Origin of the sequence: Acinetobacter sp. ANC 3882 (assembly GCF_022549545.1) — a bacterium.
Classification (GTDB): domain Bacteria; phylum Pseudomonadota; class Gammaproteobacteria; order Pseudomonadales; family Moraxellaceae; genus Acinetobacter.
The window spans coordinates 1-23,373 of sequence record NZ_JAKZGB010000015.1; the positions used below are offsets into that span (position 1 = coordinate 1).

Genomic DNA, 23,373 nt, shown 5'->3' on the forward strand with positions numbered 1-23,373 from the left:
GAGAAATTTCTACCATTCAATCAATGAAATATTTTCGATTGATCAACCAGTAAAAATCCACACAAGTTGTTCTTCTATTCTCTTAATGATCTTCTTGCTACTTCGTCAGTAGCAAATCAACGCAATAAATACCTAACAACTTAACCAGTAAAGCTAAGTTATTTTTGCTTCATCGCGTCGGGATGTGTGCATTATAGGAGATTTTTTTTGGTGTGCAAGCTTTTTTAAACCCTTGTTTTATCGAGTGTTCTTTTTTTACACACCAATATGTTTAACAAAGCAACAATATTGCCGTAAGCATATAAAATTAAAGCAGAAATATTTTATACATATTTCTGCTTTGCTTTTTACTTAGTGCTTTTTATCTGTACACTGATAATTTTAATCGGCTGTTTTGGTACATTTTGATGCATCCCAAAGTTAGCTGTCGGTACTTTTACGATTTTATCGACAATATCCATTCCTTTCGTCACCTTACCAAAAACGGCGTAACCTGCATCCATCGGTGATTTATTTAAAAAGTTATTATCTGCGACATTAATAAAGAATTGGCTACTTGCAGAGTTTGGATCTTGGGTCCGTGCCATTGCTAAAGTACCACGGGTATTTTTCAAACCATTATTGGCTTCATTCACAATCGGTGCTTTGGTTGTCTTCTCAACCATATTTGCATCGAGACCACCACCTTGAACCATAAAACCAGGAATCACACGGTGGAAGATGGTACCTGTATAGAAGTTACTTTTTACATAGCTTTCGAAATTCTTTGCAGACACAGGTGCTTTATCATCAAAAAGTTCGATTTCGATATTCCCCATACTGGTTTTCATATCAATCATGGTATTTGCAAATAAATGGCTGCTTGCCAAAATTAAACTGGTTGCCATGAACAACTTTTTCATCATTGCTTTTCTCGACTTGAACATAGATTTGTTGTGAAAGTTCATCTTAGTTTTGCAAATCCAATTTTGCTATTTCTATTTGTTATCTTTGATAAAGAAAAACCGATGTTTCACGTGAAACATCGGTTCAAGGATTTTGTTAGTTAGTCATTAACTATGTTTATCCCAAAACTTTCTAAAGTTCTTGGCCATTTCAATGGTATTGCGTTTGGCCTTACTTGAGACAGGCGTTAGGTTAATAAAGCCATGTGTTTGATCTGGATAATCGACATATTGGACTTTGACCCCATTCTGTCTCAGCTTATGACTATAAATCGCCCCTTCATCATGCAGTAAGTCATGTCCCGCAGTAATGACATAAGCAGGTGCTAATTTTCTAAGACTTCCATAGGTGGGTGAGATCAATGGATCATCGAGTGCAACATTATGCTGTGCTGCATAATAGTCTGTCACGTAATCCACATCTTTACTGGTCAGCACCAAACCCACTCCATATGCATAGAAAGATGGATGACGGCTTTTGAAATCAACTGCTGGGTAAATCAATAGTTGCGCTTGTGGTGCATAAGCTTTCCCCACGGAGTGCTGTGCAACCACCGTACTAATATTGCCACCAGCACTGTCACCAGCGACGGCAATACGATTCTTATAAATTTTCAATTGACGGCGATTTTGATATACCCATGCCAACGCATCTTCACAAGTTTTGATCAATAGCTGTGGTGATGCTTCGGGTGCGAGTGGATAGTCAATACTGAGTACCTGTACTTTTGCATACTTGGCAATTAAGCGGCACGCTTCATCATGTGTATCCAAACCACCGACCACAAAACCACCACCATGATAGAACACGATGATCGGCAGTTTTTTATTGGGTGCTGGATGATAGTGTCTGGCAAACACCGTTCCGCTTTGTAGAGGTAGACGGATATCTTCAACCGATGCAACTGAAGTTGGTTTATTGATAATTGCCAACATTTGCGCATCAAACTGACGGCGAGACTCAATCGGATCATCACCAATAAAACCAATGCGGCCTTGTTTAATTTGCACAGCCATCAGACATTTGGTAAATGAATCTAAATCTGGATATTGGTGCGGGTAAGCTAAAATCTTAGCCAAAGATTCTTGTACGATTTTGGGGAGCTTATCGAGTGCTCGTGCAGCAGGACCTTGTCCTTTATCTAAAATCGTCTGAATTTTTTGAGGTAATGCTGTCACTTTTGTCCCCTTCTTCGCTCTATCCATAATTCTTGTTGCCTTCGACTATATGCTTTTATAAAGTCTTAGATCAAGTTCAAGATTTTAAATTATGTCGTACGCTAAAGGGCTCTTATTAAAAAGTCATTAACCATTGTGCTTATTACCACCTACTTTTTATGTCAATTCAATCGTGTTTTAAGCTTCGATTTTCCAAACAATAAAACCAGAGCCAAAGTCTTGGCTCTGGTTTTATACCACTTTTAAAGTGTCAATTTGATGAATTAAGTCGCTGTGCAAATATGTATAGCAGTACATAAATCGATTGAAATTAAAGTTGGCATCTCATTTCCAATCTCATGCTCGCAGACTTAATCAAAAATTATTGCGCAGAACCGCCTGCTGAACCAGATACAGAACCTGAAACGTCAGCAGAAGCTCCACCTGGTTGAACATCTACCGATGTACCTGCTTGCACGCCAACACCACCTTGTACACCTGATGGGCTTGCACTTGTTGTTTGAGCTGAACCAGAAGCATCCAACCCACCTTGAGTTGAGCAACCCACAGCTGTTAATGCAACACCAGATACAACCATAGAGATCAATGCTAACTTTTTCATTGTGTATTTCCTTTCATTATGACAAAAAGCAAAGTTGTCTTTGCGTTGCCTATAATTCACAATTTTTTTCTTGGACGTGATGCGTATTAGTTGCAGTTTGTTAAGCAAGCAGCATTGTTTTGCAATTTTTCTTAAATCAACTACGTTCAGGTTTCACACATTTTTGACGTGCTGCAAAATAGCTAAAGTGTTATGACTCAAGTGATTTCATCTTTATCTAGTCAATTAAAACGCCTTTATCTTATTTTTTTATAATTCATAGAAACACTGCACAATCTGCTTAAAAGATTACAATCAGATAGTTTTGATTAAAAATAAATGTAGTGCACATAAAAAACCGTGATTTTTCATCACGGTTTTTTGTAAAACACTAGTCTAGACTTAAGGCCATTGCATTTCGCCTTTAACAACTTTGGCACCCAGTTCCAAACTGCTCGACTCACCTAAAGCTGGATATTGTTTTTGCATTGTTTTGATTAATTCGGCCGAGTTTTTCGTCACTTTAACCGCTTTTTCATACTGCTTTAAATAGTCGATTGAAAAGTTAACTGCATCCAGACCTTCAGCAGCGCCTGCTTTCATATGCGCAGGGACAACAACCTTCGGATTCAAGGCTTTAATGCTTTCCAATGTTTGGACAACTTCAGTACGGTCTTTTGCTGTAGGGGTATCCGCAGTCCAAAGATGAATGCCTGATGACACTGGAATACCACCAACAACCGCTTTGGCACTCGGAATCCACAAGTAAGTAAGTTCTTTCTTACCCTTAATTTCGATGTTTTCATTTTCAAGCTTTAAAGTTTTTGCGGTGTAGGCTTGAGGAACAATAATTTGACTCGGTGCATTAGCACCCATTTTCGGTCCCCAATACGCCACTTTCAGTGCCTGAGTATCCTGAATATGTTTCACTGTTTCAGGCGTCGCAATAATTTGCACATTTGGGAAGTATTGTTTAAATACATCTAAACCAAAATAGAAATCTGGGTCGCCATAGCTGACAAAAATGGTTTTTAATGTTTTACCACTGTCTAAAATGTCAGCAGCGATACGCAATGCTTCTGATTTAGAAAATTGAGCATTCACCAATAGCACTTCTTTATCACCTTCGATCAAGGTTGAAGTCACACCGAAGTGCTCAGGTTGAGCTAGAAAGTTTTGGATTTTTAAATCTTGTGCAAAAGCAGCAGATGTTGCTGCCAAAGTAGATAAAGCAATAATATAAGGTTTAGTGTTCATCTTATCGTCTCCAATTTGATAAGGAACACTTTAAATTGCAATTATTGCTGAAGAAACACACTAAACTAAGATAAAATGTTGCATATCTTGCAACAATGATAATAAACATGGATACCTTAAAAGCCATTCAAGTCTTTGTTTGTATTGCGCATCAAGGCAATCTGAGCAAAGCTGCAGAACATTTAGATTATTCTAAAGCAATGGTGTCTCGCTATTTAGACCACCTCGAACAAACCTTTTCGACCCGACTGTTTCAACGTAATACCCGTAAAGTGTCGCTCACCCCAGCAGGTGAGAAAGCGCTAGTCTATTGTGAAAATATTTTACAACAGCAACAGCTATTAGAAGGTTTGGCCGCACCCGAACAACATAACGGGACAATTCGTTTTACTTGTGGTTTGTTTTTATTTCAGCTCGGTGTCAATGAATGTATTAAACAATTTAAAAAGCGCTATCCACAGATTCATTTTGATGTGTACCTCACAGAGAATACCGTTGATTTAATGGATGCACATGTCGATTTGGCTTTGCGTATTACTCAGAAAGTTGCAGATGGATTAATTGCTCGACCTGTCTGTCAAATCGAATCAACCTTTTGTGCACATCCTCACTATCTACAAGACCACACTCCCCTGTTACATCCCAGTCAACTCATTCAACATGAATGCATTGCCCATCACACACATAACCAATACTGGACCTTGTTTGATACAGATCAGCAACCCCAGAACTATCCATTAAATGTTACGTTTAAAAGCAATGATGTGATCGCGCTTTATCAGATGTGTCTTAAAGCACAAGGTATTGCGATGTTGCCAACATTGCTGGTGCGTAAAGATATCGCTCAACAACGTTTGCAACAGGTGTTTACCGATTTTTCAGCACCCGATCTGACCTTATCGTTGGTTTATGCATCCAGACAACATTTACCGAAAATAACCCAAGAATTTATTGCTTTTGTGATTGAAAACTTAAATTTTTACTTAAATCAGCAAAATTAAAAGATTTAAATCGACCTGAACGCTTGAATTTTGTCGCGTTGCCCATACTTCATCCCTATCTATGAATGACCAAGATGTGGCAGTTCGGGTTTAACCCTATGAGCATTAACGCCAGAAGGACTGTACATGTTTAAGAACTTTTTTCAACGGAGATCGTCAATGGCTAATGAGCACAATGAGCAAGCTCAAGACATTCAAAATGAGCAACAAACTGAACAAACTCAAGCTGAAGGTGTAGAGCAGGCAAACGAGCTTAGCGTTGAAGATTTACAAGCTCAAATCACTAAACTCGAAGAAAGCTTAAAACTCGAAAAAGCACGTACAGCCAATGCTGTTTATGAAGCACAAAAGAGTGTTGAACGTATTCAACGTGAATCTGAAAAGCATAAAGAGACTGTGCTGGAAAAATTTGCGAAAGAATTATTAGATTCTGTTGATAATTTAGAGCGTGCAATTCAAGCTGCGGGTGAAGAACAAACCCCTGTCCTTGAAGGGATTAAGCTCACTTTGAAATCGCTACTCACCACACTAGAAAAATTTGGTGTCGTTGAAGCAGATACCCAAAATGGTTTCAATGCGGATTTACACCAAGCTGTGGGAATCGACCCAAATGCGAAAGCCAATCAAATTGGCACCGTTTTACAGAAAGGCTATACCTTAAATGGTCGTTTACTTCGCCCAGCGATGGTCATGGTCGGTCAATAAGGTAAAAATTTGAGAGTTTTTTGATTTTTTTTCACAAAAATGCTTGAAAAAAACCGATTAACTCTCATATCGAATAACAAGCAAAACATTGCAACAAAATTTTAGAGGAACACAATCAATGGCAAAAATTATTGGTATTGACTTAGGTACTACCAACTCATGTGTTGCTGTACTTGAAGGCGATAAAGTAAAAGTAATCGAAAATGCAGAAGGTACGCGTACAACTCCATCGATTATTGCCTATAAAGATGGCGAGATCCTTGTAGGTCAAAGCGCGAAACGCCAAGCGGTAACCAACCCGAAAAATACATTATTCGCAATCAAGCGTTTAATCGGTCGTCGTTATGAAGATCAAGCGGTACAAAAAGACATCGGTCTTGTACCTTACAAAATCATCAAAGCAGACAATGGCGATGCTTGGGTTGAAGTCAACGATAAAAAATTAGCACCGCAACAGATCTCTGCTGAAATCTTGAAAAAGATGAAGAAAACTGCAGAAGACTATTTAGGTGAAACAGTCACTGAAGCAGTGATTACTGTTCCTGCTTACTTTAACGATGCACAACGTCAAGCGACTAAAGATGCAGGTAAAATTGCAGGTCTTGATGTTAAACGTATCATTAACGAACCAACTGCTGCGGCACTTGCGTTCGGTATGGACAAAAAAGAAGGCGATCGCAAAATCGCGGTTTATGACTTAGGTGGTGGTACTTTTGACGTATCAATCATTGAAATCGCGGACCTTGATGGCGACCAACAAATCGAAGTGTTATCAACCAATGGTGATACTTTCCTTGGTGGTGAAGACTTTGATAACGCGTTAATTGAATTCTTGGTTGAAGAGTTCAAGAAAGAACAAAGTGTGAACTTGAAAAATGATCCACTTGCGTTACAACGTTTAAAAGAAGCAGCTGAGAAAGCGAAAATTGAGCTCTCTTCATCGAATGCAACTGAAATCAACCTTCCATACATCACGGCTGATGCGACTGGTCCTAAACACTTAGTGATCAACGTAACACGTGCAAAACTTGAAGGGTTAGTTGCCGATTTAGTTGCTCGTACCATTGAGCCTTGCCGCATTGCGCTTAAAGATGCAGGTCTTTCAACTTCTGAGATTTCTGACGTGATCTTGGTCGGTGGTCAGTCTCGTATGCCACTTGTACAACAAAAAGTACAAGAATTCTTCGGTAAAGAGCCACGTAAAGACGTGAACCCTGACGAAGCAGTTGCGATTGGTGCTGCGATTCAAGGTGCAGTATTGTCTGGTGACAAAACTGACGTACTTTTATTAGACGTAACACCGTTAACTTTAGGTATCGAAACAATGGGCGGCGTATTGACTCCGATCATTGAGAAAAACACCACGATTCCTGCGAAGAAATCACAAGTGTTCTCTACAGCTGCTGATAACCAGCCTGCAGTAGACATTTCGGTTTACCAAGGTGAACGTAAAATGGCTCAACAAAACAAATTGTTGGGTAACTTCCAGTTAGGCGATATCCCACCTGCTCCACGTGGCGTACCGCAAATTGAAGTATCGTTCGACATCAACGCTGACGGTATCTTAAAAGTATCGGCTAAAGATAAGAGCACTGGTAAAGAGCAATCAATCCAGATTAAAGCAAACTCAGGTTTGTCTGATGCTGAAATCGAAGCAATGATCAAAGATGCTGAAGCGAATGCTGAAGAAGACCGTAAGTTTGAAGAGTTAGCAAAAGCACGTAACGAAGCAGATGCGCTTGTTTCTAGCTCGACAAAAGCAGTAAAAGATCTTGGTGACAAAGTCACTGAAGATGAAAAAACTGCGATCACGACTGCGGTTTCTGAGCTTGAAGCAGCAACTAAAGAAAATGATGTTGAAGACATCAAAGCGAAAACTGAAGCTTTACAAAACATCTTGATGCCAATTACACAACGTGCTTATGAACAAGCACAAGGTGCAGCTGGCGGCGCAGAAGGTTTTGATCCAAATGCATTCCAAGGTGGCGATGCAGGTCAACAACAAAAAGCGGACGATGGCGTTGTAGATGCTGAGTTCACAGAAGTAAAAGATGACAAAAAATAATTTGTCTCTTTAAAAAAAGACCGCGCAAAAGCGCGGTTTTTTTTGCTTAAAACTTATTTATAAAAAGTGACTATCAGATAGATTTAGATTGTTCAAAATACAGTTCACCCAAAATTGGCATAAACAAGGGAATCACACCACAGGCTTTAATTTCTTCAATAAACTGAGGAATATTCACACCCGGCAATAACTGCGGTGGTGCATCAATTGGCGTGACCATGCTATCCCAATGACATGGAATAATGTATTTGGGTTTCAGCAGTCGTACCACATCTTTGACATAATTCGGGCGATATTTACGTCCAATCGCACACAGGCACACAATATCTGCCTGCCTGCCCTGCAACTCTTGTTCAATAAAATCAGCCGAATCGATATGAACAACACGAAGCTGTCCTGTATCAATCCACCAATTCAGCACCAACCCATGCCGTAATTGATGAAATTTCGGTGGATAAGGTGGCGGTGTGGTCATATCCCCTGGTAACGGCACTCGCCCAAATAAAGCCTTACCATGGATTGAAGGTAAACCAACCACTTGCCATTTCCCACACTCGATCACTTCCCTTCCCTGTGTGGCCCGCATCTGTTGCTCTGGCAAAGCTGCAGAACGTGCATACATCAAGCTGGCTTCAGAACCAATGAGACGAGCCCCTGTTTGTTTACACACTTCTGGTGCATCCAGAATATGATCATAATGCGCATGCCCGATTAATACCTCATCCGCATATGGAATATAGTGTTTGACCAAGGCTGGATCACTACATAAAGGTTGAGTAAAGGTTTGCCAGAAATTTGGGCGACTAATAAAAGGATCGAGTACTAAAGTTCGATTAGCATCAGACAAGATAAATCCTGCGGTCCCCAAATATTTAATTTTTAAATTTTCAGTTTTTGCCGCCGCTGGTGAATTAGCCGTCCACGCAGTTTCAGGTGCTTTAAGTAGATATTTCAGCATGCATGTTCCTTTGCATTTTCTTTTAATTGTCAGAATGAATGGTTCCATCCTCAATATGGCAGCTATATAAATCAATCACAAGTAGAAGTCCAAAACTGAGATAGATTGCAGTCAGTACATCAAGGTTGCTTTGATACACATAAATTTATTTTCTGTATAATCCAAAACACTAAAAGAAAGATACCTAGATAGAAGATGAAAACAGATCCTGTCATAACCAAAACCAAATTTAGATTCATCCTTATTTTTTCGCTGCTGTGTATTTTTATCAGTGCAATATTTGATGCTTATGATGAAACATCTATCATGGTTAATGAATTATTAGCAACGGAACCACAAAACTGGGAGGTAATCATCTCAGGTCTTCTGGCGATTGGTCTCTTGATTGTATTGATTGGTTTGCTTCTATTCAAAGATTGGGCCAGAAAGGTCTATGTGTATAGTTTTTTCCCTCTGTTACTCTTTTATCTGTTACCGAGTTATTCTTGGACATTCATGTCTGGTCTAGGTGCTATTTTTTATGAGCTAGGCAATATTCTCTCTACACTCATCTGGGGTATTTTAGTTGTGCCTAGCCTCTACCAACCTTTATTTAAAAAAAATACTGAATGAGACTCGCCCTTATTATTGCATTGGTGCTATTTCTATTCTGGTCGGGTTATCAAACCCGCCAACATCCTCAACTTAAATTTAACTCACTCATCGACCGTATCAGCAATCCCTTTGATACTCGTCTGCGTTATCGTATTGCCGAGGTTGACCCGCGCTTTAAACTCAGCATTGAGCAAGTCAAAGTAATCAGTCAACAAGCAACGCAAATCTGGAAAGATGGCACAGGGCAAGATTATTTTGTCTATGACCCGAATGCCCAGCTAGCAATCCACCTGATCTATGATGAACGCCAACAAGAAAGTGAACAACGTCGCGAACACCTCAGTCAACTTCAATCAAATCAACAACACTGGCTAGAGAAAAAACAAAAACTTGATCAGATTGAACAACAAATTATTCGTAGTAAGCAATTTCTCGATTTAAAACAACAACAGCTTAACCAACAGATTCAACACTACAATCAAGAACAACACTATGCGCAGCAGAATCGAGCCTCAATTGCCAATCCGGAATATTTTCAGCAACGACAACAGGCCTTAGCGCAAAACGTACAGTTATTACAGCAAGAAATTAATCAATATAACCAAACAATCGTGGCGTTAAATCAGCAGATTGATGAGCTCAATGCTTTGGACCAGCAACTAAATGCTTCGGTGAGTCAATATAAGCAACGCTTTAAACCCCATTTATTCCATAAAGGTTTGTTTAATGGCAAACAGATTCTAATTTATGAGTTTGAATCTAAAGATGATCTGCGTTTAACACTCGCACACGAATTAGGCCATGCATTGGGCATACAGCATACTGATGATCCTCAGGCACTGATGCACCCGATCATGAAAGATCAAAATACAGCGCATTTCCGTTTAACCCAATCCGATCGTGATTTATTGTTGGGAAGATAATCTCTACAGAACGTTGCAGCCCAATCCACCCCAAAAACAATAAAAATTGATGGACTATAAATGTCACTTATAAACAATTTTTTATCTAAAAGTAGAAAACTTTACCATTTTATATAATATTTACAAAAGTTAACAAACAGAGGGGTTTTGGGTTTTATTCCCTAGAATTTTTCCGTTTTTCACAGCGATCAATTTAATAGCTTGATATTTTTCAAATTACGATCAAAAAACACACCAATCCTTATTTTTATCATTCTGCAAATCATTCGATTCATTTTTTTATTTTTTGGAAAAAAGTCACACTTTTTACTTTTATTTATTAACCAGATAGCATTTTGACGCTCGCAAAATAATGATGAAAAATAAGTCTTTATTTGGGGAGATTTACAATGCGAGCTCATTATCTAGTAGCCTTAATGGCTTGTATCAGCATGATAACGCCTCAACTGAGCAATGCCCAAACCAATACCAGCCCTATTGATGTACATCAGCATCAAACGATTAAAAAAACCTTACGCTACCGTATCGCTGACATTGATCCCCGTTTCAATCTCAGTCAACCGCAAGTCCTCGAATTAACCCAACAAGCCGCTAAACTTTGGGAGCAAGAAACAGGACAACAAAATTTTATTTATGACCCACAAGCTGAATTCACAATTAATCTAATCTTTGATGAGCGCCAACAACGTAGCGCTGATCGTGTACAAAGCTTAGATCAACTCAAACAGCAACAAAAACAATGGGAAAATCAAAATCAACAACTACAACAGGTAAAAAATGAAATTCAAAAAACCACTGCATCAATTGCCAGCAAACAAGCTCAATTGAACATCCAATTCCAGCAATATAATGCGGAAGTACTTCGTTTCAATCAAACACGTTCGACATCTAAAGATCTGGCTCAACAATTTTCACAAAGACAAAAAATGTTGGAACAACAATCTTTAGTACTACAGCGCGAAGTTCAGGAACATAATCAACGAACACAGCAACTCAACCAAAGCATCCAAAACTTAAACCAAAGCAATCAACAACTGGTTGCATCGGCAAGCCAATTTAATCAGGTGTTTCAGCCGCATTTACTGCATAAAGGTCATTTCAATGGCAAGCAGATTCTGATTTATGAATTTTCATCTGCAAATGATCTACGCTTAACACTGGCACATGAGTTTGGACATGCACTCGGTCTAGAGCATACTAACGATCCTCGCTCTCTGATGTACCCTGTGATCCAAAAACAAAACTTCCAGCAATTTGCACTGACCGATTCGGATAAAGATCTAGTAAAAGCCATTTATTGATAACACCAGCAGATTTTTCTTTACAAGAATTAACATTGACTAGACTATAAGTATAGTTTTTGTACAAACAGATAATTTTTTTATGTGAAATAGAATGTATTTTTTATCTCTAAGAAAAATCGATTTTTTAAGTTACCTTATTAAAATTTTAGTGATTCAGTCCACTCACAATAAAAAATAAATCGTTGTTCTCATTTTAATTTTAGATCATTTAATAAACAAATCTCTTTTATTTATCATGATTTTTCACGAGTATTTCTACAAATGTATTTTTATTCATTTTCCAGAAATATCGTAAAAACTCATAAGAAACTCTACAGGCCATCAATTTGACTAATGTTTCTAATTGAATAAAATGTGACCTCTTTCATGTTTTATCTCCCATTATGCGTCTTTTGTCTCTCCTGCTGGCTGCATGTTTTACCTTGCTAGCCCCTGCTCCCGTTTTTGCTAAAATTTCTTCGACTCTATCGATACAGTCGCAAGTTCGCTATAGCACAGAACAACCTCTGCGTTATCGTATTGCTGAGCTTGACCCACGCTTGAATATCGATCAACAACAAATGATTGAGCTCAGTAAACAGGCTGCTGCTATTTGGGAAAAAAACACGGGACAAAAATATTTCATTTATGATCCAGAAGCAGACTTTGCAATTAATCTGGTTTTTGACCAACGTCAAATTCGGAGTATGAAACGCGCAGAAAGCTTAGGTCAACTTGAGCAGGAACAACAAAATTGGCTCAATCGAAATGAGAAATTGCAGCAGATCAATGCCGAATTGACTGAAAGCAATGCTCAGCTTGAGCTACAAAAGCAAGCCTATGAAACTCAGGTTCAGCAATATCAGCAAGGCTTAGCCCAATATCAGGCGGACAACAGTAATAAAGCACTATTCTCTGCCTTACATAAACAGCAACAACAGTTGCAACAACAAGCCCTAAAGCTGCAAACAAAAATTGCTGAATACAATCAAAAAGTTCAGCAAAATCAGTTAAAAGCTGAAAAATCAAAGCAAACGCATCAACAACTCACAGCATCTGTTGATGAGTTTAATCAGACCTTCAAGCCAGAAGTGCTACACAAAGGTCAATTTGATGGAAAACAGATTTTTATTTATGAGTTTTCTTCAATCGATGACTTACGCTTAACATTGGCACATGAATTTGGGCATGCACTCGGTCTCAAACATACTCGTGACCCAAAGTCTTTGATGTATCCACGTATTAAAGAGCAAGACGCCAAAAATTTTCAACTTACAGAAACTGATTTGAAGTTACTCGGTTTGGCAGATTAAAAGCTGATCAATAGATTATCCTCAGTGGATATAAGATGATGTGCTAAGCAATAACAAGAATGGGTCGATTGTTTTGATTTATTCATGCTATTGTGGTGTTAAAACATCATCTTAGCCTTAACGGAGATCAGCATGAGTTATTATCATATCTTAATTGAAGTGAACGACCACATCAGTACGATTGAACAGACTCGTGATATCGAACTCTTAAATATTCAAGACATTAGCCCCTACTTACACTCGATTTTAATTCCTTATTTCAATGAGCATGAAATCGAGCTTGAAGAGGACAATGTTGCTTATGATGAAATTCTACATTTAGAAGTCAAACAGACTTTATTGCCGATCAAACATTTGATTGAAGAAGAACAAAAACAATTACCTAGTGATACCGATGTCACCATCACAGCTTATGAAATCTTTAATGATCGTGATTTAAGCCAAGATGTCACTGCTGTAATTTTTGATATTTTAGAAGCAGTTAAATTAGACGCGGCACCCTAAACATGAAAATAAAAAAGGTCTGCACTACGCAGACCTTTTTTATTTTATCTGATACAGATTTATTGCATCATTTGCTTCGCCTGTTCCTGACGGAAGGCACGTAAAATTTGTTGTCCTGCCCGTCCCGTTGGATTTAAGCCCAGACGAGTTTGTTCTTGACGAATGGCCTGACGACTTTTATCACCAATCAATCCATCAACCGCACCAATATCATAGCCACGTTGCACTAAAAACTGTTGAATTTCACGACGTTCTGCACGCGATGTTCCCGCATCATCGGTTGGCCAAGCGGTTAAAAATGGCGTGCCACCACGTAAACGATCTGATAAATGCGCAATGGCTAAACCATAACTTTCGGCCGCGTTATAACTATAAATCGCATCAAAGTTTTTAAAGACCAGGAACACGGGACCATTGGCACCTGCTGGAGAGATCAGTCCTGCTGGCGTACTGCCAGATAAATTACCTTGGATTAAGGCTGTACCATCCGCGCGGGTGACTCCTTGCGCAATCCAACTATTCAGTGCTTTTTTATTGCGGCGACTTTCACCAGAGATCGACATACCTTGTGGGATTTTGACTTCAAAGCCCCATGGCATACCCGTTTGCCACCCTGCTTTCTTTAAGAAATTTGCTGTCGATGCCAAGGCATCGGTGGTACTTGAAACCAAATCTCGACGACCATCGCCATCGAAATCCACCGCTAAACGTTCATAGGTCGATGGCATAAATTGGGTATGACCAAAAGCACCTGCCCATGAGCCATACAATTGATCTTGTGTTAAATCGCCACGTTGTAAAATACGCATGGTGGCAAAAAACTCACCACGGAAATAGCTTTGACGGCGACCTTCACAACTTAAAGTCCCTAAAGCCTGTAATAAAGGATATTTACCCGAAATATCGCCGTAATTACTTTCGACGCCCCACACCGCAACCACTGTTTCTGCTGGTACGCCATAGGCCTGCTCAACACGATTGAGGACCGCACGATGTTGATTTAATTTTTGCTGTCCGGCTTGTACACGTTCGTTATCCACAAGGCCAGATAAATAATCCCAGATCGGGGTCGAAAATTCAGGCTGATAATTTAATTTATCAATCACAGAATAATCAGGCGTTAAATTTTGCGTATAACGATCATAAGTTGCTCCAGAAACACCTGAAGCAATCGCTTGCGAACGCAAATTGGCAATACAGCCCTGAAAATTGGAATTTGGCGTATAATTACTGCTTACAGGTGCTGTCGTCGTTGGTGTCGAAACTGCTGTACCATTAATGACTAGCTCGGCATGCGCCTGATTAAAAAAAGTAAATAAGGCAGTGCCTAGAAAAAAAGAAAAATGACGTTTCATGACTGAACCAAAAATTTTGAATTTAAATTTCCTCTCCACCTTAACATGCTCTATCAAGATGTATAGTTTGGAAACGTAACTTTGAATTCATTTCTCAGTTTTTAAATTTAAAACCTTACTTTTAAATTCATAATTCAGGCTTTATTTTAAATTTAAAAGTTATCAACAAGCCTCATTTAAATTCAAAAATACAATCTCTGATCACAGAACGGTTTTAAATTTAAAAAATTGATCCACTTTTAAATTCATTTTTTCAGATAAAATAGTGATTGATTCAAACCAAACATAAGGAAGACAGTAAACCTTTATTTTTTATACAATTATTATAAATAAAATAGATATCCACAGCCCCATCATTTAAATTTAAAACAGGATTTCTATTTTGAATTTAAAAAGTAAAATAACTTATCCACTTTTATTTAAATTCAAATAAACACTGCTATTTTAAATTCAAAATCACCCGACCAAGTTATCCACAAAAGTTTAGTTCTTATTTTTTAAATTTAAAAAAGAATATGCAATAAAAAAGCGATCCGAAGATCGCTTTTTTAGTTATTGTGGATAAGTTTAGAGCTTCATATCCGCTGTTAATGCCAATGGTACAGGTAAAATTTGAGCCAATTGACGGCATAAACCGGTTAAATCATCCGAATTATTTGGCATCAATGTAATATGTCCCAGCTTACGACCTGTACGCTCAGACTTATTATAGAGATGTAAATGTGCACCGTTCAGTGCCAAAACATCTTCAGATTTTGGATGTTGACCAATAATATTGATCATCACCGTTGGACGAATTACTTCTGTTGAGCCTAAAGGTAAACCGGCAACCGCGCGAATATGGTTCTCAAACTGTGAGCAAATCGCACCTTCAATCGACCAGTGACCTGAATTATGGACACGACATGCCATTTCATTGGCATATAGGCCTTGTTCAGTCACAAACAATTCAAGCGTGAGTACGCCCACATAATTTAAGTGGTTCAACAAACGGGTGATATAGTCTTGTGCAACCGGCTGTAAATCAACGCTATTTGGCGCAGGAACAATTGAGTGCGACAAGATGCCATGATGATGATGGTTTTCTGCCAATGCCCAAGTTCTTACATCACCATTCTGTCCACGTACCGCAATAATCGAGACTTCACGGCTGAATTTGACAAAACTTTCTGCAATCAAGCTTTTTGCAGGACCGAGCTCAGCCCAAGCCGTGTCGATTTGATCTTCCGTACGTAATACGAACTGACCTTTGCCATCATAGCCACCTGTTACGGTTTTTAAGACAATAGGTAAGCCAAGATCAGCAACAGCTTGTTTTAAGCTCTCTAAACTATCCACAGCGCGATACGGCGCAACAGGAATGCTGAGCTCATCAAACAAACTTTTCTCAGCCAAGCGATTTTGTGCAGTCGCTAACGCAAGGCGAGGAGGGTGTAAGGTTTTGCTTTGGGTTAAAACATCCACATCCGCAACAGGTGTATTTTCGAATTCAAGACTAAATACATCTGCGCTGGCAATGAAATCCTGTAAACCCTGTGCCGCTTGGCTCGAAAATACGGGACCCAGAATCGCAGCAGGGCAATCCGTTTCCGCTTCAAAGAAAGTGCATTGAATATTAAGTGGTAATGCCGCTTGCGCCATCATGCGACCAAGCTGTCCGCCACCAAAAATGCCAATGGTTTTATTCATATCTATAACTCTTTTGCTCGGGCAAAGCCTTAAAACATCATTCTTACTCGTCTTCTTGAGGAGTTTATGCTCCTCAGGGCAAAGCCTTAAAGCAATGCTTTAAGTTTGCTTATCCTCTTACTCGGACAAAGTCCTTGTCTTGCATTCGGGCAAAGCGTTGCTTTGCTTATCCTCATTCATGACCAGGAATGTTATTACTCGATACTTTTTCTGTTTGTGCAGTACGGAAGTCCGCTACATTTTTAGCGATGTCTGGACGGGTTAAACCTAAAATCTGTGCTGCCAAAATTGCGGCATTGGTCGCACCAGCCTGACCAATCGCCAAAGTACCCACTGCAATACCTGCCGGCATTTGCACAATCGAAAGCAATGAATCAACACCATTCAAAATCGATGATTTAACCGGTACACCTAATACTGGTAAATCAGTTTTAGCCGCACACATGCCTGGTAAATGTGCAGCACCGCCAGCACCCGCAATAATCACTTGGATACCACGATCACGTGCTGTTTCAGCATATTCAAATAAACGATCTGGCGTACGGTGCGCAGAAACCACTTCAGCTTCAAAAGGAACACCCAATTGTTTGAGCATGTTAGCGGTATGTTCAAGTGTTGCCCAATCTGATTGAGAACCCATGATAATTCCGACTAAAGGTTGGCTATCTGTTGCGACCGCATTCATTGGCTTTTCCAAAACATGATAAAAATAGACAAGTATCTCGACTTACGCCAAGCACGAGGGAATAAATTGGCAAATATTATAGCCTTTTTTTCAGGCATCCCCAACAAAAGAACGCGTCAACTGATCTATGAAAAATTAGCTCTGATTTCGAAATACAAAATAGACACAGCCCATTAAACAAAACATTGCCCAGATATAGTCGAGCTTAAAAGGCTGTTTAAAGACAAAAATCATAAAGGGCACAAACACCATTAATGTCACGACTTCTTGGGTAATTTTCATTTCACCCAGACTCCAACCATGCTGGTTAAGTAGCTTGGTGGCGGGAATCATGAAACTGTATTCCAACAAGGCAATACACCAGCTAAATAAGATCGCTTGCCAGATCGGTGCATCATGCAGAATTTTCAGATGCCCATACCATGCCAAGGTCATAAAACAGTTGGAAATAATCAACAAACATAACGCTAAAAGAGTAGGGCTCAACATAATGTGATTTTATCCAGATAAGGGTTGAACAGCAGAGATGAAATGCTTGTAAAAACGCTGAAATTTTAGCATTCATCTGTGCAATTAGAACTAAACAACAACAACGAATTTTGACTATCTTTTCCATGCAAGCCTTGCTATCGTTGCGTTTGATTTTTATTGATAACGACAATCATACATACGATACCGTGCTGTATGACAAGCAGTGGAGAAGGCGCGTTATGCATCTGCATATTTTGGGTATTTGTGGCACATTTATGGGGTCTTTGGCTCTGTTAGCACGAGATTTAGGACATAAAGTCACAGGTTCTGATGCCAATGTTTATCCACCGATGTCGACTCAACTGGAAAATGCAGGTATTCAATTGATGCAGGGCTATGACCGTAGCCATTTACAACCGCATCCTGATCTTGTGATCGTCGGTAATGCCATGAAACGTGGCATTGATGCAATTGAATACATGCTGAATGAAGGCCTACCTTATATTTCTGGTCCACAATTCTTGGCAGACCATGTGCTCCAAGGCAAACATGTGCTCGGTGTCGCAGGTACACATGGTAAAACCACCACCACAACCATGTTGGCTTGGGTACTAGATCAAGCAGGTTTAAATCCAGGTTTCTTGATCGGTGGTGTACCGCTTGGTTTTAGCGAAAGCGCACGTTTAGGTGGTGGTAAATATTTCTGTGTTGAAGCAGATGAATATGATTCTGCATTCTTCGATAAACGTTCTAAGTTCGTTCATTATCATCCTAAAACCGCGATTTTAAACAACCTCGAATTTGATCACGCTGATATTTTTGACGACCTCGCTGCGATTCAAAAACAGTTCCACCATTTAGTGCGCACCATTCCAAGTGAAGGTCGTATTATTGCGCCAATTACTGAAACCAATATTGATGAAGTATTGCAGCAAGGCTGTTGGACACCTGTGATTCGTACCAGTCTAGAGCCAAATGAGCAGGCTGCTTTATCTGCTGAGTTAATCAGTGCTGATGGTAGCCACTTTAAAGTGCTTGAACACTGCAAAGTGGTCGGTGAAGTGAAATGGAATATGACAGGGCAACACAGCGTTGCCAATGCTTTAGCGACCATTGCTGCTGCACAGCACGTGGGTGTTAGTCTTGAACAGGCGTGTGAAGCATTATCCAACTTCGGTGGGGTAAAACGTCGTATGGAGCTATTAGGCACGGTTCGTGGTATCGAAGTCTATGATGACTTTGCCCATCACCCAACTGCAATTGAAACGACACTAGACGGCGCACGTAAACGCTTAGGTAAACGTAAACTTTGGGCGATCATTGAACCCCGCTCAAATACCATGCGTATGGGCAGCCATAAAGATGGTTTAGCGCATTCAGCTCGTTTAGCGGATGAGGTAATTTGGTATCAACCAGAAGGCTTGGATTGGGATTTACAGCCAATCATTGCGGCTTCATCCAATAAAGCGGAAGTCAGTCGTTCTTTAGATGACATCATTACCCGTGTGGTGAATGAAGCAGGTGAGGGCGATGCTGTGGTGATCATGTCCAATGGCGGTTTTGGTGGTTTACACCAAAAGTTGATTACGGCTTTGTCTTAATAAAGATGAACTTTGCACGGCCTCGTATATAAAGAAAGAACAAATGACTTTTGTATAGGCATTTATTACTTTGGCTGGGCAAAGTAACCAAACCCCTTTATTTGGCAGAGGGTACATCCTTGTAACCCCTGCCAAACTGGCGGCATCCATGCCGCCGTCACAATAGTAAATATCAGCAAGAAATTAATTTAACCTGAGTTCGACAAAAAAGATGATACTCGGAAACGTCATCCACAACCTGCGTAATATCAGCAAAATGCTGTTTCTGCGAAGCATAAATTAAATGCAAGAAGTGAACAGGTTTTGTGGGTGACAATGGTTTTGCCTACTTTTCCCGAAAGAAAAGTAGGTCGAGCCGAAGGCTTAGTCTAAAATTAAAATGAGACCACAGTAAGCCTCCGCTATAACCATTTAAATCAACTCAATTTATTCACCCATTTTAACGGCAAAATCTTCATTGCAATCCCCATTGGCAACCACGGCCACTGCGGTACATAGGCTTTCACAGGCTCTCTCTCAATTGCTTTGACCAAAGCCTTGCTTCCCGTCTTCTCATCAACTTCAAAAGGTAGTTTCTTGGCACCTTCATTCAGTTCAGTCCGAATATAACCAGGGAAAATCGTCGAGACTTTAATTGGTGTGCCCAACAACTCCGCACGAATCCCTTCTGCCAAATGCGCCACGGCTGCTTTGCTGGCGGCATAAGTCGATAAATGCTTTGGTAAACCACGCATCGCACTCATGGATGAAATCACCACCAAATGCCCTTTGTTTTGCGCTCTAAATATTTCAACTGCCGCTTCACATTGCGCCAAGGCAGAAATAAAGTTGGTTTCTGCCGTAGCACGATTCACTTCAAAATGACCTTTACCAATACGGCGACCATCACCTACGCCTGCATTGACAATAATTCGGTCAATGCTGCCGAATTCTTGCTGAAAGGCTTTAAACACAGTAAAAACATCATCGTAATGGGTCACATCAAGGGTCTTAATCTTGACATGAATTGAGAACTGGCTTTGCAACTGCTGTTGTAAGGCTTCTAGGCGCTCTAAACGTCGTGCGCAAAGTGCCAAATTGTAGCCCTTGGCTGCAAATTCACGCGCCATTCCTGCGCCTAAGCCCGAACTTGCACCTGTAATTAAAATCGTTTTTGCCATGCCTGCCACCTATTTTTTAAATCCATGTTAAAAGTTCAGCATCACGCGCTTTTAAATAATGATGCTCATTAAAACTGAGTAATTGCAAACGACCATCGGTCCAACGCAATGTGGTAATACTGGCATTGGCAATTGACCAGTTCAGTGCAAAAATCTGTTTGGCATCCAAACCTAACACCTTGCCAACAGCCACAGAAATGACACCGCCAGAACTGAATACCACGGCTTGACGCTGCTGGGTTGCATCTATGTGCTGACACAACAGCTGTAAGGCATTTTCTACCCGAGACTGAAAACCCAACCAGGTTTCATGATATTCATGGTCATATTGTTCTCCAATCCAACGATCAATCGCCCCATCAAAAATTTTGGCAAGGTAAGCACGTGGATTGGCCACCAATTCAACATCCTGCTTCAATAATTCAGGCTGATTAAAACGCGGTTCGTATTGTGCAAATACATGTTGGTGATCAAACTCATTCCATGCCGATTCGGTTTGAATCGGCGCATCATTAAAACTTTGCGATAATGCCAATTGCGCCGTTTGCTGATGGCGTTGCATCGAACCAGCCACAACCAATGGCGTTTGCTTCAGGGTTTGCTTAAAAAAATCACCCACGACCTGCGCTTGCTGTTCACCTTTGGCTGAAAGCTGATCATAACTTGCAGCACCAAATGATGCTTGCCCATGTCGTACCAAATAAATTGTGGTCATCGTTTTAAAATATCCTGTAGTTTTGCGCCATATTCGGCAATCAAGGGTCGTGCTTGCGGATGATCATGTGCAATCAGTTTCAAGGCCCGAATATGTAAGGCATGAATCATAATCCAGAAATCTTTAAAGGCTGGATTATCTGTTTGTTGATGGTAATAGCGATAATAAATCTGTTGGGCAATCACGGCTAAACGGAATAAACCAAACACTTCATAAAATGCCCAGTTGTCAGGCTGCAAACCTGTTTTTTCCAGATAATAATCGACCACTTGCTGTCGTGTCAGCATGCCTTTTAAATTGGTCGGCTGGCGGCGGCTGGATTTCATCAAAGCATCATCATCGTCCTGAATCCAGTAGGCGAGAGCACTACCCAAATCCATCAATGGATCACCAAGCGTCGCCATTTCCCAGTCCAGTACACCAATCACTTGAGTCGGTTGTTGTGGATCTAAAATGACATTATCAAAACGCCAGTCATTATGAATCACACAGGTTTTAGCATCGGTTGGGATATGTTCCAGCAACCACTGACGCACAAAAGCAAAATCAGGAACATTCGGTGTCAGCGCCTTACGATAACGCGCATCCCAGCCTTCGACCTGACGACGGCAATAGCCATCACCTTTACCCAGTTTTTCTAGCTCTGTGCCTTGATAAGGTACTTGATGCAGCTCAATCAATTTATCCAGAACATTCAGACACAGCTGCTGTACTTGCTGCTCATCCAGCTGTAATTCTTTGGGTAAATTCGCACGTGGAATAATGCCCTCAATCCGCTTCATCACATAGAAATCACAACCAATCACGCTGTCATCTTGGCACAGCGCAATCATTTCAGGCAGGACAGGGTAAAACGGTGCAAGATGCTTCTGCACATTGTATTCACGTGCCATATCGTGTGCTGATTTGGCTTTGGTGCCTTTCGGTGGGCGACGCAAAATCAGATCGCTATTGTCATACTGTAGCCGATAAGTCCAATTTGATGCACCACCTGAATACTGAGTGACTTGTGCTTGTCCCTGCAGCTTCACACCTTGTTTTTTTAACCAAGCTTCAACCGCTACAGTATCCAGCTCTTCGCCATGACGAATCTGACCGCCAACATCAATTACTGCCATTTGCTTTTATCCTTATCAACGACCATAGCCACGTTTTTTGAGTTCTAATTTGGCAATCATGCCTTTATGAACCTCATCTGGTCCATCGGCCAAACGTAAACTACGTGCTTGATTAAAAAATGCAGTCAGCGGGGTATCACGTGAAACGCCTTCGCCACCGTGGATTTGAATCGCCATATCCACCACATTTTGTAATACAGTCGGTGCGACCACTTTAATCGCAGATATCTCGGTTAACGCCGCCATATTACCTAAGCTATCCATCTTATACGCTGCATACAGCGTCAATAAGCGAGCTTGATCGATTTGTACACGTGCATCAGCCACACGTTCTAAATTACCGCCCAGTTTAAGAATTTCTTTACCAAAGGCTTTGCGTGACATGCCACGGTCAATCATCAACTCCAAGGCTTTTTCTGCTGCACCGATACAACGCATGCAATGGTGAATCCGCCCAGGCCCTAAACGACCTTGTGCAATTTCAAAACCTTGTCCTGCTCCCCCAATAAAGCTGCTGACTGGCACACGCACATTGTCAAAATTGACTTGTCCATGCCCATGCGGTGCATCGTAATCACCAAACACTGGCAACATTCGTTCAATACTCACGCCTTGCGTTTCAATCGGTACAAGTACCATCGAATGTTGATGATGACGGTCTTTATTCGGGTCTGGGGTATAGGCCATAAAGATAATCACTTTGGCATTGGGATCTCCCAAGCCCGATGACCACCATTTTCGGCCATTTAAGACAATTTCATCACCCTCAATCACCGCCGTGGCCTGCATATTGGTGGCATCACTGGAAGCCACCGCAGGTTCAGTCATACAGAACACTGAACGGATTTCTCCTGCGAGCAAAGGTTGCAACCATTGCTGTTTTTGTGCCTCACTACCATAGCGCCATAACACTTCCATATTGCCGCTATCAGGCGCATTACAGTTAAATACGGTTGGTGCAAGTAAGCTACGTCCAGTCAGTTCGGCAATATGAGCATATTCCTGAACCGATAAACCTGCACCCAGTTCCGCATCGGGTAAAAACATGTTCCATAGGCCAGCCGCTTTAGCCTTATCTTTCAATTGTTGTAATTGTTCAGGCCACTGCCACTTGGTCCAGTCACCATCTACATTGAGATGATGGACTTCATCCCAAAATTCCTTTTCGATCGGTTCAATTTCTTGTTGGATAAAGGCTTTTGTTCGTGCAATAAAATCCTGTGCGTGCTCAGATAATGCAAACATCATCATTTCCCTCAATGTAAAATGTGGC

General features: G+C 40.5%; 22 protein-coding genes. 9 read left to right on the forward strand and 13 right to left on the reverse strand.

The annotated features are described in order from the left end of the window. Positions 1–347 precede the first annotated feature (347 nt). The 4 genes from MMO42_RS17700 to MMO42_RS17715 all read right to left on the reverse strand — a co-directional run bounded on the left by MMO42_RS17700 (position 348) and on the right by MMO42_RS17715 (position 3,960). Positions 348–902 carry a peptidylprolyl isomerase gene (locus tag MMO42_RS17700; protein WP_212749627.1) on the reverse strand — a complete coding sequence of 185 codons (555 nt, stop codon included), beginning with the start codon at positions 900–902 and terminating at the stop codon, positions 348–350. 150 nt (positions 903–1,052) lie between these two features. Next, positions 1,053–2,123, reverse strand: a complete 1,071-nt coding sequence (locus tag MMO42_RS17705; protein WP_241321530.1) for an alpha/beta hydrolase — start codon at positions 2,121–2,123, stop codon at positions 1,053–1,055. Positions 2,124–2,484: 361 nt separating this feature from the next. Beyond that, a complete protein-coding gene (locus tag MMO42_RS17710; RefSeq protein ID WP_005186334.1) occupies positions 2,485–2,724 on the reverse strand; it encodes a hypothetical protein in 240 nt (79 codons plus the stop codon). Between the two features lie 381 nt (positions 2,725–3,105). Then, a complete protein-coding gene (locus tag MMO42_RS17715; protein WP_241321531.1) occupies positions 3,106–3,960 on the reverse strand; it encodes an MBL fold metallo-hydrolase in 855 nt (284 codons plus the stop codon). 107 nt (positions 3,961–4,067) lie between these two features. Here MMO42_RS17715 and MMO42_RS17720 point away from each other — a divergent pair, with 107 nt between their 5' ends. The 3 genes from MMO42_RS17720 (at position 4,068) to dnaK (ending at position 7,731) form a co-directional block, all read left to right on the forward strand. Further along, positions 4,068–4,961 (forward strand): LysR family transcriptional regulator, encoded by an 894-nt coding sequence (locus MMO42_RS17720; RefSeq protein ID WP_241321532.1) that lies wholly within the window; start codon positions 4,068–4,070, stop codon positions 4,959–4,961. A 159-nt stretch (positions 4,962–5,120) separates the two neighbouring features. Beyond that, positions 5,121–5,666, forward strand: coding sequence for a nucleotide exchange factor GrpE (grpE, locus tag MMO42_RS17725; RefSeq protein WP_005186322.1), 546 nt, complete (start codon positions 5,121–5,123; stop codon positions 5,664–5,666). A gap of 118 nt (positions 5,667–5,784) precedes the next feature. Further along, complete coding sequence (gene dnaK / locus MMO42_RS17730; RefSeq protein ID WP_005290692.1) at positions 5,785–7,731, forward strand: molecular chaperone DnaK; 1,947 nt, start codon at positions 5,785–5,787, stop codon at positions 7,729–7,731. Between the two features lie 73 nt (positions 7,732–7,804). On the opposite strand, the gene MMO42_RS17735 is transcribed toward dnaK, so the two are convergent. Beyond that, positions 7,805–8,689 (reverse strand): MBL fold metallo-hydrolase, encoded by an 885-nt coding sequence (locus MMO42_RS17735; protein WP_241321533.1) that lies wholly within the window; start codon positions 8,687–8,689, stop codon positions 7,805–7,807. A gap of 195 nt (positions 8,690–8,884) precedes the next feature. Between MMO42_RS17735 and MMO42_RS17740 the strand changes: the two genes are divergently transcribed. The 5 genes from MMO42_RS17740 (at position 8,885) to MMO42_RS17760 (ending at position 13,306) form a co-directional block, all read left to right on the forward strand. Further along, positions 8,885–9,301, forward strand: a complete 417-nt coding sequence (locus MMO42_RS17740) for a hypothetical protein (RefSeq protein WP_241321534.1) — start codon at positions 8,885–8,887, stop codon at positions 9,299–9,301. Then, the gene (locus MMO42_RS17745; RefSeq protein ID WP_241321535.1) at positions 9,298–10,206 is read left to right on the forward strand and encodes a matrixin family metalloprotease; all 909 of its coding nucleotides are present in this window, start codon (positions 9,298–9,300) and stop codon (positions 10,204–10,206) included. Before MMO42_RS17740 ends, MMO42_RS17745 begins: the two co-directional genes overlap by 4 nt. A gap of 389 nt (positions 10,207–10,595) precedes the next feature. Continuing rightward, the gene (locus MMO42_RS17750; RefSeq protein ID WP_241321536.1) at positions 10,596–11,507 is read left to right on the forward strand and encodes a matrixin family metalloprotease; all 912 of its coding nucleotides are present in this window, start codon (positions 10,596–10,598) and stop codon (positions 11,505–11,507) included. A 386-nt stretch (positions 11,508–11,893) separates the two neighbouring features. After that, positions 11,894–12,802, forward strand: coding sequence for a matrixin family metalloprotease (locus MMO42_RS17755; protein WP_241321537.1), 909 nt, complete (start codon positions 11,894–11,896; stop codon positions 12,800–12,802). A 132-nt stretch (positions 12,803–12,934) separates the two neighbouring features. Then, the gene (locus tag MMO42_RS17760) at positions 12,935–13,306 is read left to right on the forward strand and encodes a hypothetical protein (RefSeq protein ID WP_241321538.1); all 372 of its coding nucleotides are present in this window, start codon (positions 12,935–12,937) and stop codon (positions 13,304–13,306) included. A 59-nt stretch (positions 13,307–13,365) separates the two neighbouring features. On the opposite strand, the gene MMO42_RS17765 is transcribed toward MMO42_RS17760, so the two are convergent. The 4 genes from MMO42_RS17765 to MMO42_RS17780 all read right to left on the reverse strand — a co-directional run bounded on the left by MMO42_RS17765 (position 13,366) and on the right by MMO42_RS17780 (position 17,524). Then, entirely contained in the window at positions 13,366–14,661 is a 1,296-nt protein-coding gene (locus tag MMO42_RS17765; RefSeq protein ID WP_241321539.1) for a lytic murein transglycosylase, read from the reverse strand. Positions 14,662–15,228: 567 nt separating this feature from the next. Next, entirely contained in the window at positions 15,229–16,356 is a 1,128-nt protein-coding gene (locus MMO42_RS17770; RefSeq protein WP_347005713.1) for a 5-(carboxyamino)imidazole ribonucleotide synthase, read from the reverse strand. A 166-nt stretch (positions 16,357–16,522) separates the two neighbouring features. Continuing rightward, a complete protein-coding gene (gene purE, locus MMO42_RS17775; RefSeq protein ID WP_005290665.1) occupies positions 16,523–17,035 on the reverse strand; it encodes a 5-(carboxyamino)imidazole ribonucleotide mutase in 513 nt (170 codons plus the stop codon). 135 nt (positions 17,036–17,170) lie between these two features. Beyond that, positions 17,171–17,524, reverse strand: a complete 354-nt coding sequence (locus MMO42_RS17780) for a DMT family protein (RefSeq protein WP_005290663.1) — start codon at positions 17,522–17,524, stop codon at positions 17,171–17,173. A 221-nt stretch (positions 17,525–17,745) separates the two neighbouring features. On the opposite strand from MMO42_RS17780, the gene mpl reads away from it, so the two are divergent. After that, positions 17,746–19,107, forward strand: coding sequence for a UDP-N-acetylmuramate:L-alanyl-gamma-D-glutamyl-meso-diaminopimelate ligase (gene mpl / locus MMO42_RS17785; protein WP_241321541.1), 1,362 nt, complete (start codon positions 17,746–17,748; stop codon positions 19,105–19,107). A 416-nt stretch (positions 19,108–19,523) separates the two neighbouring features. Here mpl and MMO42_RS17790 read toward each other — a convergent pair whose 3' ends face one another. From MMO42_RS17790 to MMO42_RS17805, 4 genes are read right to left on the reverse strand one after another with little or no spacing between them, the layout of a single operon-like run. Then, positions 19,524–20,267 carry an SDR family oxidoreductase gene (locus MMO42_RS17790; protein ID WP_241321542.1) on the reverse strand — a complete coding sequence of 248 codons (744 nt, stop codon included), beginning with the start codon at positions 20,265–20,267 and terminating at the stop codon, positions 19,524–19,526. A 16-nt stretch (positions 20,268–20,283) separates the two neighbouring features. After that, positions 20,284–20,982 (reverse strand): histidine phosphatase family protein, encoded by a 699-nt coding sequence (locus MMO42_RS17795; protein WP_241321543.1) that lies wholly within the window; start codon positions 20,980–20,982, stop codon positions 20,284–20,286. Next, positions 20,979–22,100 (reverse strand): phosphotransferase family protein, encoded by a 1,122-nt coding sequence (locus tag MMO42_RS17800; RefSeq protein WP_241321544.1) that lies wholly within the window; start codon positions 22,098–22,100, stop codon positions 20,979–20,981. Before MMO42_RS17800 ends, MMO42_RS17795 begins: the two co-directional genes overlap by 4 nt. Before the next feature lie 15 nt (positions 22,101–22,115). After that, on the reverse strand, positions 22,116–23,345 hold the full coding sequence (locus MMO42_RS17805) for an acyl-CoA dehydrogenase family protein (protein WP_241321545.1): 1,230 nt from the start codon (positions 23,343–23,345) through the stop codon (positions 22,116–22,118). Between the last annotated feature and the right edge of the window lie 28 nt (positions 23,346–23,373).